At 70.1% G+C, this 16,465-nt stretch carries 16 protein-coding genes and 1 tRNA gene; 10 read left to right on the top strand and 7 right to left on the bottom strand.

Translation table 11 applies throughout. The features are described 5' to 3' along the window. Window positions 1-31 precede the first annotated feature (31 nt). Window positions 32-2,476, top strand: a complete 2,445-nt coding sequence (locus AC3A3H_RS15030; RefSeq protein ID WP_487615346.1) for a phosphoketolase family protein — start codon at window positions 32-34, stop codon at window positions 2,474-2,476. 69 nt (window positions 2,477-2,545) lie between these two features. On the opposite strand, the gene AC3A3H_RS15025 is transcribed toward AC3A3H_RS15030, so the two are convergent. Then, entirely contained in the window at window positions 2,546-3,325 is a 780-nt protein-coding gene (locus tag AC3A3H_RS15025; RefSeq protein WP_487615345.1) for an SGNH/GDSL hydrolase family protein, read from the bottom strand. 36 nt (window positions 3,326-3,361) lie between these two features. Here AC3A3H_RS15025 and AC3A3H_RS15020 point away from each other — a divergent pair, with 36 nt between their 5' ends. Further along, window positions 3,362-3,823: a VOC family protein gene (locus tag AC3A3H_RS15020; protein ID WP_487615344.1), complete on the top strand. Its 462-nt coding sequence runs from the start codon at window positions 3,362-3,364 to the stop codon at window positions 3,821-3,823. 24 nt (window positions 3,824-3,847) lie between these two features. Here the strand turns inward: AC3A3H_RS15020 and AC3A3H_RS15015 are convergent, their stop codons facing one another. Then, window positions 3,848-4,795 carry a hypothetical protein gene (locus AC3A3H_RS15015; RefSeq protein WP_487615343.1) on the bottom strand — a complete coding sequence of 316 codons (948 nt, stop codon included), beginning with the start codon at window positions 4,793-4,795 and terminating at the stop codon, window positions 3,848-3,850. Window positions 4,796-5,407: 612 nt separating this feature from the next. On the opposite strand from AC3A3H_RS15015, the gene AC3A3H_RS15010 reads away from it, so the two are divergent. Together AC3A3H_RS15010 and AC3A3H_RS15005 are read left to right on the top strand one after the other, a co-directional pair. Next, on the top strand, window positions 5,408-5,737 hold the full coding sequence (locus tag AC3A3H_RS15010) for a hypothetical protein (protein WP_487615342.1): 330 nt from the start codon (window positions 5,408-5,410) through the stop codon (window positions 5,735-5,737). Further along, window positions 5,734-6,603 carry a hypothetical protein gene (locus tag AC3A3H_RS15005; RefSeq protein WP_487615341.1) on the top strand — a complete coding sequence of 290 codons (870 nt, stop codon included), beginning with the start codon at window positions 5,734-5,736 and terminating at the stop codon, window positions 6,601-6,603. The genes AC3A3H_RS15010 and AC3A3H_RS15005 overlap by 4 nt, the downstream gene beginning before the upstream one ends. Before the next feature lie 22 nt (window positions 6,604-6,625). Here the strand turns inward: AC3A3H_RS15005 and AC3A3H_RS15000 are convergent, their stop codons facing one another. Continuing rightward, window positions 6,626-7,648 carry an LLM class flavin-dependent oxidoreductase gene (locus tag AC3A3H_RS15000; RefSeq protein WP_487615471.1) on the bottom strand — a complete coding sequence of 341 codons (1,023 nt, stop codon included), beginning with the start codon at window positions 7,646-7,648 and terminating at the stop codon, window positions 6,626-6,628. 58 nt (window positions 7,649-7,706) lie between these two features. Next, on the bottom strand, window positions 7,707-8,507 hold the full coding sequence (locus AC3A3H_RS14995; protein WP_487615340.1) for an alpha/beta hydrolase: 801 nt from the start codon (window positions 8,505-8,507) through the stop codon (window positions 7,707-7,709). 76 nt (window positions 8,508-8,583) lie between these two features. On the opposite strand from AC3A3H_RS14995, the gene AC3A3H_RS14990 reads away from it, so the two are divergent. After that, entirely contained in the window at window positions 8,584-9,408 is an 825-nt protein-coding gene (locus AC3A3H_RS14990; RefSeq protein WP_487615339.1) for an MBL fold metallo-hydrolase, read from the top strand. Between the two features lie 20 nt (window positions 9,409-9,428). On the opposite strand, the gene AC3A3H_RS14985 is transcribed toward AC3A3H_RS14990, so the two are convergent. Beyond that, window positions 9,429-9,755 carry a thioredoxin family protein gene (locus AC3A3H_RS14985; RefSeq protein ID WP_487615338.1) on the bottom strand — a complete coding sequence of 109 codons (327 nt, stop codon included), beginning with the start codon at window positions 9,753-9,755 and terminating at the stop codon, window positions 9,429-9,431. Window positions 9,756-9,862: 107 nt separating this feature from the next. Here AC3A3H_RS14985 and AC3A3H_RS14980 point away from each other — a divergent pair, with 107 nt between their 5' ends. Then, window positions 9,863-10,363, top strand: a complete 501-nt coding sequence (locus tag AC3A3H_RS14980) for an FBP domain-containing protein (protein ID WP_487615337.1) — start codon at window positions 9,863-9,865, stop codon at window positions 10,361-10,363. A gap of 46 nt (window positions 10,364-10,409) precedes the next feature. Here the strand turns inward: AC3A3H_RS14980 and AC3A3H_RS14975 are convergent. Beyond that, window positions 10,410-10,492: transfer RNA gene (locus AC3A3H_RS14975), tRNA-Leu, on the bottom strand. A 38-nt stretch (window positions 10,493-10,530) separates the two neighbouring features. Between AC3A3H_RS14975 and AC3A3H_RS14970 the strand changes: the two genes are divergently transcribed. Continuing rightward, window positions 10,531-11,136, top strand: a complete 606-nt coding sequence (locus AC3A3H_RS14970) for an ANTAR domain-containing response regulator (RefSeq protein WP_345834903.1) — start codon at window positions 10,531-10,533, stop codon at window positions 11,134-11,136. A 32-nt stretch (window positions 11,137-11,168) separates the two neighbouring features. Here the strand turns inward: AC3A3H_RS14970 and AC3A3H_RS14965 are convergent, their stop codons facing one another. Further along, window positions 11,169-11,573 (bottom strand): hotdog fold thioesterase, encoded by a 405-nt coding sequence (locus tag AC3A3H_RS14965; protein WP_487615336.1) that lies wholly within the window; start codon window positions 11,571-11,573, stop codon window positions 11,169-11,171. A gap of 66 nt (window positions 11,574-11,639) precedes the next feature. Here AC3A3H_RS14965 and polA point away from each other — a divergent pair, with 66 nt between their 5' ends. Genes polA through AC3A3H_RS14950 form a run of 3 tightly spaced genes read left to right on the top strand, consistent with a single transcriptional unit; the run spans window position 11,640 to window position 16,431 of the window. Further along, a complete protein-coding gene (polA, locus tag AC3A3H_RS14960) occupies window positions 11,640-14,315 on the top strand; it encodes a DNA polymerase I (protein WP_487615335.1) in 2,676 nt (891 codons plus the stop codon). 33 nt (window positions 14,316-14,348) lie between these two features. Further along, the gene (locus AC3A3H_RS14955) at window positions 14,349-14,807 is read left to right on the top strand and encodes a hypothetical protein (protein WP_487615334.1); all 459 of its coding nucleotides are present in this window, start codon (window positions 14,349-14,351) and stop codon (window positions 14,805-14,807) included. Further along, the gene (locus AC3A3H_RS14950) at window positions 14,758-16,431 is read left to right on the top strand and encodes a DUF885 domain-containing protein (protein ID WP_487615333.1); all 1,674 of its coding nucleotides are present in this window, start codon (window positions 14,758-14,760) and stop codon (window positions 16,429-16,431) included. The genes AC3A3H_RS14955 and AC3A3H_RS14950 overlap by 50 nt, the downstream gene beginning before the upstream one ends. Window positions 16,432-16,465: the final 34 nt, after the last annotated feature.

Here is a 16,465-nt window from a genome sequence, read left to right as displayed (position 1 = left end):
GTTCGGAGCGATCCGCTCATAGGATGCCCGCGTGAGCGAGACCACGACGCAATCGAACCCCTCCCGCCTCTCCGAAGCAGACCTCGACCAGCTCGACGCCTGGTGGCGCGCCGCCAACTACCTCTCCGTCGGCCAGATCTACCTCCTCGACAACCCGCTGCTGCGCCGTCCGCTCTCGCGGGACGACATCAAGCCGCGGCTGCTCGGGCACTGGGGCACCACCCCTGGCCTGAACTTCATCTACGCGCACCTGAACCGCGCGATCCGGCAGCGCGACCTCGACACGATCTTCGTCGCCGGTCCCGGTCACGGCGGCCCCGGCGTCGTCGCGGGCGCGTACCTCGACGGCACCTACAGCGAGGTCTACAGCGGCATCGACCGGACCGAGGACGGGCTGCGGAAGCTGTTCCGGCAGTTCTCGTTCCCCGGCGGCATCCCCTCGCACGCGGCGCCCGAGACCCCCGGCAGCATGCACGAGGGCGGCGAGCTCGGCTACGCGCTGTCGCACGCCTACGGGGCGGCGTTCGACAACCCGCGCTTGCTCGTCGCGGCCGTGGTGGGCGACGGTGAGGCCGAGACCGGCCCGCTGGCGACAGCCTGGCACTCGAACAAGTTCCTGAACCCGAAGGCCGACGGCGTCGTTCTTCCGATCCTGCACCTCAACGGCTACAAGATCGCCAACCCCACCGTGCTCGCGCGCATCCCGGAGGCCGAGCTGCTGGAGCTGATGCGCGGCTACGGCTACGCGCCCTACCTCGTCTCCGGCGGCTTCGACGGCGAGGACCCGCGCGAGGTGCACAAGCGGATGGCGGCGTCGCTGGACGACATCCTGGACCGGATCGCCGAGATCAAGGCCGCGGCGGAGTCGGGCGACCTGGTCGACCGGCCCGCGTGGCCGATGCTGATCCTGCGCACGCCCAAGGGCTGGACCTGCCCGGCGGAGATCGACGGCCATCCCGCCGAGAACAACTGGCGGTCGCACCAGGTGCCGCTCGCCGACGCCCGTGACACCGAGGCGCACACCCGGCTGCTGGAGAGCTGGCTGCTCTCGTACCGGCCGGAGGAGCTGTTCGACGCTGCGGGCGCGCCGGTGCCGCTCGTCGCCTCCCTCGCTCCGGAGGGCGAGCGGCGGATGAGCGCGAACCCGGTCGCGAACGGCGGTCTGCTCCGCCGGGACCTGCGGCTGCCCGACTTCCGCGACTACGCCGTGGACGTGCCGGCGCCGGGGGAGACCGTGGCGGAGGCGACGCGCGTGCTGGGCGGCTGGCTGCGCGACGTGATGGCGGAGAACCCCGACGATTTCCGGCTGTTCGGCCCCGACGAGACGGCCTCCAACCGGCTGCAGGACGTGTACGAGGTCACCGGCAAGCAGTGGAACGCCGAGTACTGGCCGATCGACTCCGACAACCACCTGGCGCCGAGCGGCCGGGTGATTGAGGTGCTGAGCGAGCACCAGTGTCAGGGCTGGCTGGAGGGCTACCTGCTCACCGGACGGCACGGCGTGCTGAACTCGTACGAGGCGTTCATCCACATCGTCGACTCGATGTTCAACCAGCACGCGAAGTGGCTGAAGGGCTCGCGGGCCATCCCGTGGCGCCGCCCGGTCGCGTCGCTCAACTACCTGCTCAGCTCGCACGTCTGGCGGCAGGACCACAACGGCGCCTCGCACCAGGACCCCGGCTTCATCGACCACGTCGTCAACAAGAAGGCCGACATCGTGCGGGTGTACCTGCCGTTCGACGCCAACACGCTGCTCTCCACTTACGACCACTGCCTGCGCTCGGTCGACTACGTGAACGTCGTGGTCGCGGGCAAGCAGCCGGCGCCGAACTGGCTGAGCATGCCCGACGCGATCGCGCACTGCACGCGCGGCATCGGCGTGTTCGACTGGGCCGGCACCGAGCGGGAGGGCGAGGAGCCGGATGTCGTGCTCGGATGCGCGGGCGACATCCCGACACTGGAGGTGCTCGCCGCGGCGGACATCCTGCGCCGCCGCCTCCCGGACCTGGCGGTGCGCGTGGTGAACGCGGTCGACCTGATGCGGCTGCAGAGCGAGGACGAGCACCCGCACGGGCTGAGCGACCGCGAGTACGACGCGCTGTTCACGACCGACAAGCCCGTGATCTTCGCGTACCACGGCTACCCCTGGCTGATCCACCGGCTCACCTACCGTCGGGCCGGCCACGACAACCTGCACGTCCGCGGCTACAAGGAGGAGGGCACCACGACCACGCCGTTCGACATGGTCATGCTCAACGACCTCGACCGCTACCACCTGGTGATCGACGTGCTCGACCGGGTGCCGGGCCTCGCGGCGCGGGAGGCGGGCTTCCGCCAGGAGATGGTGGACGCGCGGCTGCGCGCGCGCCAGTACACGCGCGACCACGGCGAGGACATCCCGGAGGTCGCGGAGTGGCGCTGGGGCGGCGGGACGCGGTCCACTCGCGTCGACACCACCGGCGGCGACAACGATTGAGGGGACGCGACACGCCGTTGCCCCTCGGGGGAGACGGCGTGTTGCGACCCCGGTGTCGCGCGGAGCGGGTCAGAGCGGGTGCGCGGAGGCCGGGTCGACGGGGGTGAGCACCGGGATCTTGGCGACGCGGCCGTCGCCGGACGAGCGCCCGGTGAGGCGGCGGCCGATCCACGGCAGCACGTACCGGCGGTAGTAGTCGGCGGTGCGGCGCGAGGGCTCGCCGGGAGCCGCGGTCTCCACTTCGTCCACGCCCCACTCCGCCGGCACCGGGACATCGAGCGCTGTCAGTACGTTGCTCGCGACCTTCGCGTGGCCGAGCGCGTTGAGGTGCAGGCGGTCGGCCGACCAGTAGCGGATGTCCTCCAGCGACTCGTCCGCCCAGTTGTCGACGAACAGCACGCCGTCGCGGGGGAGCAGGTCGCGCACCGCCACGGCCAGCTCGTCGCCGCGCTTGCGCAGGAGTCCTCCCATCGGTAGGTGCCGGCTCGGGTTCGCGCCGCTGAGCAGCAGCATCCGGCTGCCGGCGCCGGTCACCCGGTCCGCGGCGTCGATGAGCTGCGCCGCCACGGATGCGATCGTGACGCGCGGGCGCATGATGTCGTTGCCGCCGCCGTTGAGGCTGACGAGCTCGGGGTGCTGCCCGATGGCCCGATCGAGCTGCTCGGTGAGGATGGGGGTGAGCTTCCGGCCGCGGATCGCGAGGTTCGCGTAGTGCACCGGCTCCGGCGACGCGAGCGCGAGGCCGAGCGCGACGAAGTCGGCCCAGCCGCGCTGACGGCCGTCCGGGAGGTCGTCGCCGACGCCCTCGGTGAAGCTGTCGCCGATCGCGATGAAACTGGAGTAGCCCATCCCGCTACGCTACCGCCCGCGCGTACCATGACCGGCATGCAGAAGGTCAGGACATTCCTCTGGTTCGACGACAGCGCCGAGGAGGCGACGGAGTTCTACGTCTCGCTCATCCCGGACTCCCGGATCGTCCGGGTCGACCGGTTCGGCGACGATGGTCGCACCGTGCTCGTGACGTTCGAGCTCGCCGGGATCGAATACCTCGCACTCGACGGCGGCCCGCTGTACTCCTTCACGGAGGCCGCCTCCGTCATGGTGGTCTGCGAGGACCAGGCGGAGGTCGACCGGCTCTGGGACGGCCTCACGGCGGGTGGCGAGCCGGGCCCGTGCGGCTGGCTGAAGGACCGCTGGGGGCTGAGCTGGCAGATCGTGCCGCGCGCGCTGCTGGAGCTGCAGCAGGACCCGGACCCGGAGCGTGCCGGTCGCGCGAACGCGGCGATGATGCAGATGGGGAAGATCGACGTCGCCGCACTATACGCGGCTGCGGACGCCGTGGGCTGAGGCCCGAGCCCGGTCAGCGGGTCGTCAGCGCGCGATCAGCGCCTGCCAGGCCAGCAGGTGCTCGACCGTGACGCCCTTGTAGCCGGACAGCCCGCCGAGCGCCGAACGCACCAGCGCCGTCTGCGCCTCGAGCGCCGCCGCGGTGTCGTCGCCGAACGTCGCCGCAGGACCGCCCGCCACCTCCGGCGAGTCGGTCTCGACGCCCACGCTGAACGGCACCCGGGCCGCCGCCGCGGCCGTGGCGGCGGGACGAGCCAGGGCTACGATCCCGTCGTCGCCCGCGGCGTGGTCGGAGAACGCGACGATCGCGACCGAGCGGATGTGCGGGAGCAGCGTCCGGAACAGCGTCCCGCCGCCCGCCGCAGGCTTGGCCTCCAGCCACCACGGGAGGTCCGCGCCGACCGGCGCCGGCCCGGCGGCCCGCGCAGCCGCGTCGTACATGGTCGCGAGCTGGCCGACGATGCCCGGCAGCTGGTCCTCTGTGGCGCCCACCCACGGCTCGACGTCGAACTGCACCGCGTCGAAGGGCGCGGCGGCGAGCGCTGCGGTCGTCCACGTCGCCGCGAGGTCGGGCTGCTGCGCCCATTCAGGGTCGCCGCCGAGCGCTGCGACGGTGGTGACGCCCGCGCGGTGCAGCGCGGTGACCGCCGAGCGCAGCCACGCGGAGAACGGTCCCTGGTCGGCCGCCCAGGGCACGGACAGGTAGACCGTCCGCAGCTTGTGCGCCGACGCGAACGCGGCCAGGGCCTTGGGTGAGAACGCCGCCTCGCCGTCGCCGCGCGGATCGACGGCCGGGTCGATCGGATTGCCCCAGGCCCACATCCCCGTGATGGCGGACGGCGTGGACGCGTCGCTCAGCGTCACGGCGTTCGCCGGAGCCGAAGCGAGCCCGGCCGCGCCGAGCCCGGCGGCCCCGAGCGCGACCGCCATTGCGGCCGCGATGAAGCCGGCACCCGATCGTCGAGTTCGCAAAGCACACCCCTTCCATGGGACCGGACGGAGACGTCTCGGCCTGTGCTGCGGACTTCGGGTGTGCCGCAGAGCAATGCTCTCATAAGCGTGGCGGGCGGATAGAGCCGCGTTCGGGGTACACGCGCTCAGCTGAAAATATTGCGCGGTGAGTAATAGATTTGTTGCGTGTACATGTTTGCGATTAGGTTGAGCAAGACGTGTGTCGGCTCACTCGAGCGCTGACGCGTCTGTGGCTGAGTGCGCGGGGGTGATGATGAGCCGTTGGTCATTGCGGGCGAGCTCGGTGTCGCTCGCGTGCCTGGCGGCCTCCGGCGGCCTGCTCGTGGCGTGGCGGGCTGTGACCTGGGCGAGATACGCGCCCAGTGACGTGTGCATCGAAGCTCCACCCGCCGATGTCGAACTCGGGCCGCACGTCTGGCCAGGCGTCCATTCGTTTCCGTTCTATTACCAGTGCAGCTATCTCGATGACGAGACGGGCTTGTGGCGGAACACCACCCAGGGGTGGGAATTCAACTGGATCGCACTCGCCTCCGTGCTGGCGTTCGTCGTCGCATGTGTCTTGCTCCTTCGCGATCACCGGCTCAGGAGGGCCAGAAAGGTAACACCAGCACCATGAACAAACGCGCAATCGTCGGGATACCCGTCGTCGTCGTCGCTATCTGCTTGACGGGAGCACAGCTCCCCGCGCTAGCGGATGAGACGCCGGAGTCCTCCGTTCCGCAACTTCCGGACCGGACGACGACCGTCCTGCCGTTGGAGCATGCCATCGACCTCACCGACGCGATCGCGGTGGGGGATGCGCTCCGCGAAGACGTCAAGGGCTACCGCTTCGACAACGGGGACGTCGTCGGAGAGTATTACCTGGATCCTGGTCGGACCGTCGATGAATTCGTCAGCGATTTCGTGGCTGACTACGTGTACGACCTGCGGCCACGGGGGTGATCGTCGAGCGGTCGACGGAAGAGACGAATTCGCGGGCGCGAACCCGCGAGCTCACGACCGTCGATACGGATGCTCCGGAAGTGGCGCCCGAGCCCGCCGCGCACGGCGCCATGGTCGAACGCCGGGCGCGGCTCGCGGCGAGGGCGGATGCCAGCAACTCGGTGTCGCCTCGAATGAGCCGTGGCGGAAGCGATCCACTCTGGGCGCCGTACAGCGGGGAAATCCAGGCCTACACCGACATCATCAGCAAGAAGGCGAAAGTGGTGCAGGGCGCGTGGTGGGTCGCTCCGCTCGGCAACTCGACCACCGCGCTGCCCAAAGGGTGGGGCATGGAGATCGAGGTCAACATCTCGAACGGAGACGGGGGCGGATCCCGGCCCGTCTGCGCCGGCGGCTACAAAGAAGCCAACTGGGCCGTGAACTACAACTGGTCGTGGTCGTTGATGACAGCGTTCGGAGCCGATGCCGGCGCAGTCGGTGCGTACGCGGATTACAACGACCTGTCGGACCCCTGCGGCAAGAACTCGATCGCGATCGGAATGCGCTACCCGCAGAAGCTCGCGAAGATCGCCGAGGGAAACCAGACGGTCCTGGTTCAGATCACGGCGCCGCTCGGCTCGCGCTCGTCGGCGACGGTGAGCGGAAACTATCAGGCCGTGAGTGACGCCGGGTGTGTTCTCTTTCCCCACATGGCGTCGACGGACTGCATGGGCACCATCTTCGATCCCGCGCTCCCCGGGCCGTCGACAACGAACATGACGCCCTTGAATGGCGATCGTGGGTGGAAGGTTCCGGATCAGTGCTGGTCGTTCACCAATTGGGGACAGAGCTCACCGTCGAAGCTCGCTTGGTGTCCGTCGATCTAGGCTCTGGCCGGCCGTGACCGTTCTAGTCCCGCCACCCCAACTCGCGCCCCACCGCCACCACACCCTCCAGCAGCCGCGCGTTGAAGTCCACGCCGAGCTGGTTCGGGACGGTGACGAGCACCGTGTCCGCCATCCGCACCGCCTCGTCCTGGGCGAGTTCGGCGACGAGCTTGTCCGGCTCGCCGATGTAGGAGCGGCCGAAGCGCGCGATACCGCCGTCGAGGTGGCCGACCTGGTCGCGGCCCTCCACCTGCGCCCGCGCGCCGAAGTACCGGTACGACTCGTCGTCGGTGATCGGGATGATGCTGCGGCTGACGCTCACGCGCGGCTCGCGGTCCCAGCCCATCTCGGCCCAGGTGTCGCGGAAGCGCTGGATCTGTTCCGCCTGCAGCTTGTCGAACGCCTCGCCGGTGTCCTCGGTGAGCAGTGTGGAGGACATCAGGTTCATCCCCTGCTCGGCCGTCCACTCGGCGGTCGCCCGGGTGCCCGCCCCCCACCAGATCCGGTCGGGGAGGGTTGGCGAGAGCGGCTGGATGGCGAGACCGCCGCTCGTCCCCGTCATCCGGGGGTCGGCGTTCGCCATCGCCTCGCCCGCGATCGCCGCGCGGAAGATCGCGGTGTGCCGACGGGCCATGTCGGCGTCGGACTCGCCCTCGCCCGGCACGTAGCCGAACGACTCGTAGCCCGCGAGAGCGGTCTCGGGTGATCCGCGGCTGACGCCGAGCTGGAGGCGCTCGCCGCTGATCAGGTCGGCCGCGGCAGCCGACTCCGCCATGTACAGCGGATGTTCGTAGCGCATGTCGATCACGCCGGTGCCGATCTCGATGCGCGAGGTGCGCGCGCCGATCGCCGCCAGCAGCGGGAACGGGGACGCGAGTTGCGGGGCGAAGTGGTGCACCCGGACGAACGCGCCGTCCGCTCCCACCTCCTCCGCCGCCACCGCAAGCTCCACCGTCTGCAGGAGGGCGTCGGCGGCCGTCCGCACGACGGAGCCGGGCACGGCCTGGTAGTGGCCGAAGCTGAGGAAGCCGATGCGTTTCACGATGAGAGGAAGGCGCGCAGCGGGCCGGGTATTCCGTGCAGGCCCGGTCGTCGGCGCCGGCTCAGTCCTCCAGCCCCTGCTGCCCGAGCCAGACCAGCACCTCGGTCGCGACGTCGCGCCAGCCGTGGTCGATCACGAGCGAGTGGCCGCGGTCGCGGAAGGTGATCAGCTCGGTCACGGCGTTGGAGTCGCGGTAGAGCTTGAGCGTCGCGTCCACAGTCACCTCCGGGGCGGTGTTGTCCTCGCCGCCGGCGATGAGCAGCAGCGGTCCGCGGTCCTCGTTCTTCGTGTCGACGGCCGCCTGCGAGTGGACGCTGAAGTTCGCCGCAGCGGCCTGGAAGATCGGGCGGACGGTCGAGGGGATCGTCCAGCGGTCGAACAGCTCCTTCGCCTCCTCGTCGGTCAGCTGGTTCGCGAACCCGTACTTGAAGTGCTCCTCGGTGAGGGCGATCGCCTTGTGGATGTTCGCCGGGTTGTCGAGCACGGGGAACGCCGACTTGAGCTGACGGATCGGCAGCGGCAGCACGCCCTTGATCTGCGCGGGGTCGATCGCGACGCCGGCGTTGCCGTAGCCCTGGCCGATCAGCTTCTCGGTGACCAGGCCGCCGAACGAGTGGCCGATGATGACGGGCGGGACGTCCATCGCCTCGATGATCTCGGCGAAGTGCTTGGTGACGTCGTCGATGCCGAAGTTCGCCACGTCGTCGGGGTTCGCGCGGGTGTCCGCCACGGTGTCCTTCTCGCCGGGCCAGGGTGCTGCGACGGGCGCGTAGCCCTCCGCCGTGAAGAGGTCGATCCAGGGCTGCCAGCTGCTCGCGTGGAGCCAGAGGCCGTGGATGAAGAGCACGGGTTGATTCGCCATGCCGCACAGAGTATTGCGCGAGCGGCCGCGAGACCAGACCCTGCCGCAGGTCGGGACGCCGGGTAATCTGGCCGGCATGGCGGACTGGTTGTGCGCGACCTGCGCGGTGGAGACGACACCGATCGTGACGGCTGCGGGGGAGGAGCCACCGGCCTCCTGCCCGATCTGCGAGGACGAGCGCCAGTACGTCCCGCCGACGGGGCAGCGCTGGACCACCCTGCAGCGCCTCCAGCGCGAGGGCGAGCGGGTGACGGTCACCGAGCTGGAGCCCGGCCTCTACGGGCTGAGCAGCGAACCCAGGGTCGGCATCGGGCAGCGCGCCATGCTGCTGTGCACGCCGGACGGCAACCTACTCTGGGACCCCACCGGCTACGTCGACGAGGCCGCGGCGACCGCGGTGCAGGACCTCGGCGGCGCAGCCGTGATCGCGACCAGCCACCCGCACATGTTCGGGGCGCAGACCTCCTGGTCGCGGATGCTCGGCGGCGTGCCGGTGCTCGTCAACGCGGCCGACCGGCACTGGGTGCAGCGCGAGGACCCGGCCCTGCGGGAGTGGAGCGGGGAGGAGGAGGTGCTGCCCGGCGTCCTGCTGCGCACGGTCGGCGGGCACTTCCCCGGCAGCGCGGTGGTGCACTGGGACCGCGGTGTGGTGCTCAGCGGCGACACGATCTTCCCCGGGCCGTCGCAGAAGTGGGTGACGTTCCAGCGGAGCTTCCCCAACGACATCCCGCTCTCGGCGGCCGTGGTGCGCCGGGTCGCCGACCTGGTCTGCGATCGCCCGTTCGACCGGATGTACGGAAACCTGGGCAACGTGATCCCGGTGGACGCGCGCGCGGCTGTGCTGCGCTCGGCCGAGCGGTACATCGGCTGGGTGAGCGGGGCGTACGACCACCTGACCTGAGCCGCACGCCGTCGCCGGCGTCAGCCCAGGTAGGCCGCGAGCTCGAACTCCAGCGCGGGCTTCGGCTTGGCGCCCACGATCGTCTTGACGACCTCCCCGTCCCGGAACACCTTCGTCACCGGCAGCGACAGCGCTCCGTACTCGGCGGACGACCGCGGGTTCTCGTCCGCGTTGATCCGAACGATGCGCAGGTCGTCGGGATGCTCGTCCGCGATGCGCTCCAGGATCGGCGTGAGCGCGCGGCACGGGCCGCACCAGGGCGCCCAGAACTCCACGAGGGTCGTGCCGGGTGCGGCGAGGACGTCGGAGGCGAAGGAGGCGTCGGAGACGCTGGCGAGTGTGCTCATGCCGGGAGGCTAAGCCGTGTCCCCGGGGGCAAGGTCAAGCGCACGCACGGGCGCGCTGGGTTCGGCCCCGGAGCGACCTGTGCGAGCATGGGAGGCAGGAGGTGGACATGGACAGCCTGACCCCGCAGGAGCTCCGCGACTCGTTCGTGAACTGCTCGCGCTCCGACGCCGCCGACCTGCCGCTGCCGCCCGGGATGCACGAAGTGGACTGGGCGCGGCGCGAGTACCTCGGCTGGCGCGACCCCCGCCTCCCGCAGCGCGGCTACGTCGTCATCCCGACCCCGAGCGGACCGGTCGGCATCGTGCTGCGCGCGTCGGAGGCCTCCATGCGCTCGCACGCGCCCACGATCTGCGGGTGGTGCCAGGACGTCCACGTCCGACGCGACGTCTACTTCTGGTCGGCGCGCCGGGCGGGCGACGCCGGGCGCAAGGGCGACACCGTCGGCACCCTGGTCTGCGCGTCGTTCGAGTGCACCGAGAACGTGCGCCGCATGCCGCCGCCGCAGTTCGTCGGGTTCGACGCCGAGCGGGTGGTCGAGGATCAGATCAGCGGGCTCGGCGAGCGCGTCAGGCGCTTCGCGCAAGCCGTGGTGGGCGTCCGGCCGTAGCGACCGGTGCCGGCCCCGCGGCTGCGCCGGACCGCGTGACAAGTTGTGCCGCTGGTGGGACTCGAACCCACACGCCCTTCCGGACAAAGCATTTTGAGTGCTCCGCGTCTGCCATTCCGCCACAGCGGCGCACAACAACACCTGAACAATACCGTAGGCTTTTGTCCGTGACTGACCAGGAGACCACCCCCACCGCACCCCGCCGAGTCGTCGTCGCGGAGGACGAGTCGCTGATCCGGCTCGACATCGTCGAGACCCTGCGCGACAACGGGTTCGAGGTCGTCGGCGAGGCCGGAGACGGCGAGACCGCGGTCGCGCTGGCCACCGAGCTGCGCCCCGACCTGGTCATCATGGACGTCAAGATGCCCCAGCTCGACGGCATCTCCGCGGCCGAGCGCCTGTCCAAGAACCACATCGCGCCCGTCGTGCTGCTGACCGCATTCAGCCAGAAGGAGCTCGTGGAGCGCGCGACCGAGGCCGGCGCCCTCGCCTACGTGGTCAAGCCGTTCACCCCGAACGACCTCCTGCCGGCGATCGAGATCGCACTGGCCCGCTACCAGCAGATCATCGCGCTGGAGGCCGAGGTCTCCGACATGGTCCAGCGCTTCGAGACCCGCAAGCTGGTCGACCGCGCCAAGGGCCTCCTCAACGAGAAGATGGGCCTCAGCGAGCCGGACGCGTTCCGCTGGATCCAGAAGGCGTCGATGGACCGCCGCCTCACCATGCACGACGTCGCCCAGGCGATCATCGAGCAGCTGGCGCCCAAGAAGTAAGGCCGCGCCCGGCCCGGCCGGGCAGCATCCCGCTACAGATCCTTGATCAGGTTCGTGATGCGGATGGTGGAGCAGCGGCGGCCGCGGTCGTCGGTGACCGCGATCTCGTGCGTCGTCAGCGTGCGGCCGAGGTGGATGGGCGTGCAGACGCCGGTCACATAGCCTTCGATCGCCGCGCGTGTGTGCGAGGCGTTGATCTCGATGCCGACCGCGAGGCGGCCCTCGCCGGCGTAGAGGTTCGCCGACATCGAGCCGAGCGACTCGCCGAGGACGACGTAGGCGCCGCCGTGCAGCAGGTCGGCGGGCTGCGTGTTGCCCAGCACGGGCATCCGCGCCACCGCCCGCTCGATCGAGAACTCCACGATCTCGATGCCCATCTTGTCGGCCAGGGCGCCGAGCCCCCGCTGCTTCACGTACGCCAGCGCGTCCTCGGTCATCTTCGGCCTCTCCAGGGTGGTCGGTGGTCGTCTGGGAGTGTCACCGGCGGCTTGTAGGCTTGCCTGGTGTCAGACTCCGAAAAGCCTACCCTTCTGATCATCGACGGCCATTCGCTGGCATTCCGGGCTTTCTACGCCCTCCCGGTCGACAGTTTCGTCAACCGTGACGGGCAGCACACCAACGGCATCCACGGCTTCATCGCGATGTTCATCAACCTGCTCCAGCAGCAGCGCCCGACGCACATCGCGGTCGCGTTCGACATCTCGCGCTACTCGTTCCGCACCCGCGAGTACCCGGAGTACAAAGGCACCCGCAACGAGACCCCGTCGGAGTTCGTGGGCCAGATCCCGCTGCTGGAGGAGGCCCTCCACGCGATGAACGTCACGACCATCGCCAAGGAGGACTTCGAGGCGGACGACATCCTCGCCACCCTCGCGCGCCAGGGCAGGGAGCAGGGCTACCGGGTGCTCCTGGTGTCCGGCGACCGGGACACCATCCAGCTCGTGAACGACGACGTCACACTGCTCTACCCGAACGTCCGCGGTGTCTCCGAGCTCAAGGTCTACGACCCCGCGGCCGTGCGCGAGCGTTACGGGGTCGAGCCGCACCAGTACCCCGAGATCGCCGCGCTGGTCGGCGAGACCAGCGACAACCTGATCGGCATCGACAAGGTCGGCGAGAAGACCGCGGTCAAGTGGGTGCAGCAGTACGGCACAGTGGAGAACATCGTCGCGCACGCCGACGAGATCAAGGGCGTCGTGGGTCAGAACCTCCGCGACCAGAAGGAGAACGCCCTCCGCAACCGCCGGCTCAACAAGCTCCTGGACGACGTGGAGCTGGAGGTCGGCCCGGCCGACCTGGAGCGCAAGCCGCTCAACGAGAACGCCGTGCGCGACATCTTCGCGCGGCTGCAGTTCAAGACGCTGCTCGACCGGCTGATGAAGGCCGCGGCGGAGGACGGCACCCTGGCCGGCGCGGCCGGCGCCGCGCCCTCCGAGGGCGACGCCGGTGCGGTGAGCGCGCCGGTCGTCCGTACGCTGGTGGACGAGGAGCTCGCCAACTGGCTGGCGAAGGCCTCCGCCGACGACGCCGCGATCGCGGTCCAGCTGGAGACCGGGCCGGCGGGGATCACGGGCTTCGGCCTCGCCGCCGCCGACGACACCGTGTACGTGCCGTGGGTCGCCGGGCGCCCCGACTACACCGCGCTGGAGGAATGGCTCGCGAGCAGCGCGCCCAAGTACTTCTTCCACGCCAAGCCGCAGTTCAAGGCGCTCAGCCGCTCCGGGTTCGTGGTCGACGGGCTCGCCTTCGACACCCGGGTCGCGTCCTGGCTGGTCAATCCGGGCGCCGCGCCGCAGTCGCTCGCCGAGCAGGTCTACGAGGTGCTGGGCGAGACCCTTCCGGTCTCCGACCCCAATCAGCTCGTCCCGATCAACGACGCGGTGAGCCCGGCGACCGAGGCCTGGTACATCCGCCGGGTCGCCGAGGGCCAGATGATCGCCCTGGACGCGGGCACGCGCGCCGTGCTCGACGACATCGAGCTCCCGCTCGTCGCCGTCCTCGCCGAGATGGAGCTCGACGGCGTCTCGATCGACACCGAGGTGCTGAGCCGGCTGCGCGGCCAGCTCACCGACAAGGCCAACGACTTCGCGGCGCGCGCCTACGCGGAGGTCGGCCACGAGCTCAACCTCGGCTCGCCCAAGCAGCTCCAGCAGGTGCTGTTCGAGGAGCTCGGGATGCCGAAGACCCGCTCCACGAAGACCGGCTACTCGACGGACGCCCAGTCGCTGGCCGACCTGCAGGAGAGCAACCCGCACCCCTTCCTCGACCTGCTGCTGCAGCACCGCGACGCGACCAAGCTCAAGCAGATCGTGGAGACCCTGGAGCGCTCGGTCGGCACCGACGACCGCATCCACACCACCTACGACCAGACCGGCACCAGCACGGGCCGCATCTCGTCCAACGACCCGAACCTCCAGAACATCCCGATCCGCACCGAGGAGGGCCGCGAGATCCGCTCGGCGTTCCGCTGCGCCGAGGAGTACGAGACGCTGCTGACCGCCGACTACTCGCAGATCGAGATGCGCATCATGGCGCACCTCTCCGAAGACCCCGGGCTCATCGAGGCGTTCAACGCGGGGGAGGACCTGCACCGCTTCGTCGGCGCGCGCGTGTTCGGCGTGGCCCCGGAGGACGTCACCCCGCTCATGCGCACCAAGGTCAAGGCGATGTCGTACGGCCTCGCCTACGGCCTCAGCCCGTTCGGCCTGTCCAAGCAGTTGCGCATCGAGACGAAAGAGGCGCGCGACCTGATGGCCGGCTACTTCGAGCGGTTCGGCGCGGTGCGCGACTATCTGCGCAGCGTCGTGGAGATCGCGCGGGTGGACGGCTACACCGAGACGATCTTCGGCCGCCGCCGTCCGTTCGCCGACCTGACCTCCACCAACCGGGTGCTGCGCGAGAACGCCGAGCGCCAGGCGCTGAACGCGCCCATCCAGGGCTCGGCCGCCGACATCATGAAGATCGCGATGCTCGGGATCGCCGGCGACCTGATCGACGGGAAGCTCAACTCCCGCATGCTGCTGCAGGTGCACGACGAGCTCATCTTCGAGGTCGCCCCGGGCGAGTGGGACGCGCTGGAGGCGATCGTGCGCACCCGGATGGCCGGCGCCGCCGACCTCCGCGTGCCGCTCGACGTCCAGATCGGCCGCGGCCCCAACTGGGAGGCCGCCGCGCACTGACCGGTCGGAGCCCGCCGGACTACGCTTCATGTCATGGGCGAGTTGGAGCCACGGCGGCGCCCGAAGAAGGCCGTCCAGGCGCGCCGGATGCCGAGCAAGGTGGTCCCCGTTCCGGTCGAGGACGTCCCTGACTTCGTGCGTGAGGCGTTGCAGGGGACGAGCCTCCGCGACCCGTTCGCGCAGCTCGCGTCCGGCTGGTTCCTCTTCGACACGAAGCTGCGGTTCGTGCCGGTGGACGCGACGCGCACGCGGATCGAGTTCGACGCGGTCGGAAAGGTGCCGGGCGCGGACGTGTTGCTCTACACCCGGCGCCTCGGCGAGATCCACCGCTTCTTCCTCGCACTCGAGGACGAGCTCGACCGTCGGGAGGAACGCGCGCAGCGGACCGCCGAAGTCAGGCGGCGTCTTTCTGCGGGCGTGCAGCCCTCGATAGGGTCGAACCATGACGAACGCAGAGAAGCGCGAACCGACTCCGATCGACACGATCGCTGACGAGTGGGTCGACACCCAGTTGGAGCTCCACCCCGAGTACCACGTCTGGCTCGGCCGCCCCGGCCGTGAGGGCGAGTACTCGGACTACTCGCCGGCCGGCGCGCAGCAGGCCGTCGGGAAGGTGCGGGAAGCACTGGCGAAGATCCAGGCGGCCGAACCGGTCGACGACATCGACCGGGTCACCAAGATGGACCTCTCCCGCGAGCTCGAGCTCACCATCGAGAAGCACGAGGCCGGCTTCGATCAGCGCGACCTCAACGTGATCGCCTCCCCGGCGCAGGAGCTCCGCGACATCTTCGACCTCGTCCCGACCGACACGGAGGAGGACTGGGCGAACGTCGCCAAGCGGCTGCACAACCTCCCCGCCGCGATGGACGGCTACATCGAGACGCTGCGCAGCGGCATCGCGGCCGGCAACGTCCCCGCGATCCGCCAGGTCCGCGAGGTGCTCACCCAGGCCAACAAGCAGGTCGCGGACACGGGCTTCTTCTTCGACTTCACGGGCTCGGCGCGGCCGCTGGCCGGTGAGCTGCCGGCCTCGCTGAAGGCCGACCTGGCCGCGGGGGCGAAGGAGTCCGCCGCCGCCTACGCCACGCTGGCCGCGTTCCTCCAGGACGAGCTGGCCTCCCACGCGCCGGAGAAGGACGCCGTGGGCCGCGAGCTGTACGCCCTCGCCTCGCGCGACTTCCTCGGCGCGACCGTCGACCTCGACGAGACCTACGAGTGGGGCATCGAGGAGCTGGCGCGCATGGTCGCCGAGCAGGAGTCGATCGCCAACGAGATCAAGCCGGGCGCCACGGTCCACGAGGCCATCGCGTTCCTCGACGGCGACGCCTCCCGCAAGCTGCACGGCACCGACGCGCTGCAGCGCTGGATGCAGGAGACCAGCGACCGGGCGATCGAGGAGCTCGGCAAGACGCACTTCGACATCCCCGCCGAGATCCGCCGTCTGGAGTGCATGATCGCGCCGACCCAGGAGGGCGGCATCTACTACACCGGCCCGAGCGACGACTTCGCCCGCGCCGGCCGGATGTGGTGGAGCGTCCCCGAGGGCGTGACCGAGTTCGACACCTGGCGCGAGCTGACGACCGTGTACCACGAGGGCGTCCCGGGCCACCACCTCCAGATCGCGCAGGCCACCTACAACAAGGCGCAGCTCAACAGCTGGCGCCGCATCGCGGGCACCTCGGGTCACGCGGAGGGCTGGGCGCTGTACGCCGAGCGCCTGATGGAGCAGCTCGGCTACCTCGACGACCCCGCCGACCGGCTCGGGATGCTGGACGGCCAGCGGATGCGCGCGGCCCGGGTGGTGCTCGACATCGGCGTGCACCTGGAGAAGCAGCTCCCGGACGGCTCGGGACAGTGGACCGGCGAGTACGCGTTCGGCTTCCTGGCCGACAACGTCAACATGAACGAGGGCTTCGTCCGGTTCGAGGTGAACCGCTACCTCGGCTGGCCGGGGCAGGCGCCGTCGTACAAGATCGGCCAGCGGATCTGGGAGCAGCTCCGCGACGAGTACACCCGCCGGGAGGGCGCGTCGTTCGACATCAAGGCGTTCCACAAGAAGGCGCTCGACATCGGCGGCGTCGGCCTCGACACGCTGAAGTCGGCGCTGCTCGACTGAGCGTCCGGCCCTCCGCAGAAGGCGCGCAGCCGCG

Source organism: Leifsonia sp. Soil_N53 (genome assembly GCF_057655165.1).
This window is presented reverse-complemented; position numbering and strand designations above follow the sequence as displayed.

Coding starts and splice junctions, on each gene's coding strand:
- AC3A3H_RS15025 (WP_487615345.1), bottom strand. CDS start 3,325: ATGGGCTACTCCAGTTTCATCGCGATCGGCGACAGCTTCACCGAGGGC.
- AC3A3H_RS15020 (WP_487615344.1), top strand. CDS start 3,362: ATGCAGAAGGTCAGGACATTCCTCTGGTTCGACGACAGCGCCGAGGAG.
- AC3A3H_RS15010 (WP_487615342.1), top strand. CDS start 5,408: ATGAACAAACGCGCAATCGTCGGGATACCCGTCGTCGTCGTCGCTATC.
- AC3A3H_RS14995 (WP_487615340.1), bottom strand. CDS start 8,507: ATGGCGAATCAACCCGTGCTCTTCATCCACGGCCTCTGGCTCCACGCG.
- AC3A3H_RS14990 (WP_487615339.1), top strand. CDS start 8,584: ATGGCGGACTGGTTGTGCGCGACCTGCGCGGTGGAGACGACACCGATC.
- AC3A3H_RS14985 (WP_487615338.1), bottom strand. CDS start 9,755: ATGAGCACACTCGCCAGCGTCTCCGACGCCTCCTTCGCCTCCGACGTC.
- AC3A3H_RS14980 (WP_487615337.1), top strand. CDS start 9,863: ATGGACAGCCTGACCCCGCAGGAGCTCCGCGACTCGTTCGTGAACTGC.
- AC3A3H_RS14965 (WP_487615336.1), bottom strand. CDS start 11,573: ATGACCGAGGACGCGCTGGCGTACGTGAAGCAGCGGGGGCTCGGCGCC.
- AC3A3H_RS14955 (WP_487615334.1), top strand. CDS start 14,349: ATGGGCGAGTTGGAGCCACGGCGGCGCCCGAAGAAGGCCGTCCAGGCG.
- AC3A3H_RS14950 (WP_487615333.1), top strand. CDS start 14,758: ATGACGAACGCAGAGAAGCGCGAACCGACTCCGATCGACACGATCGCT.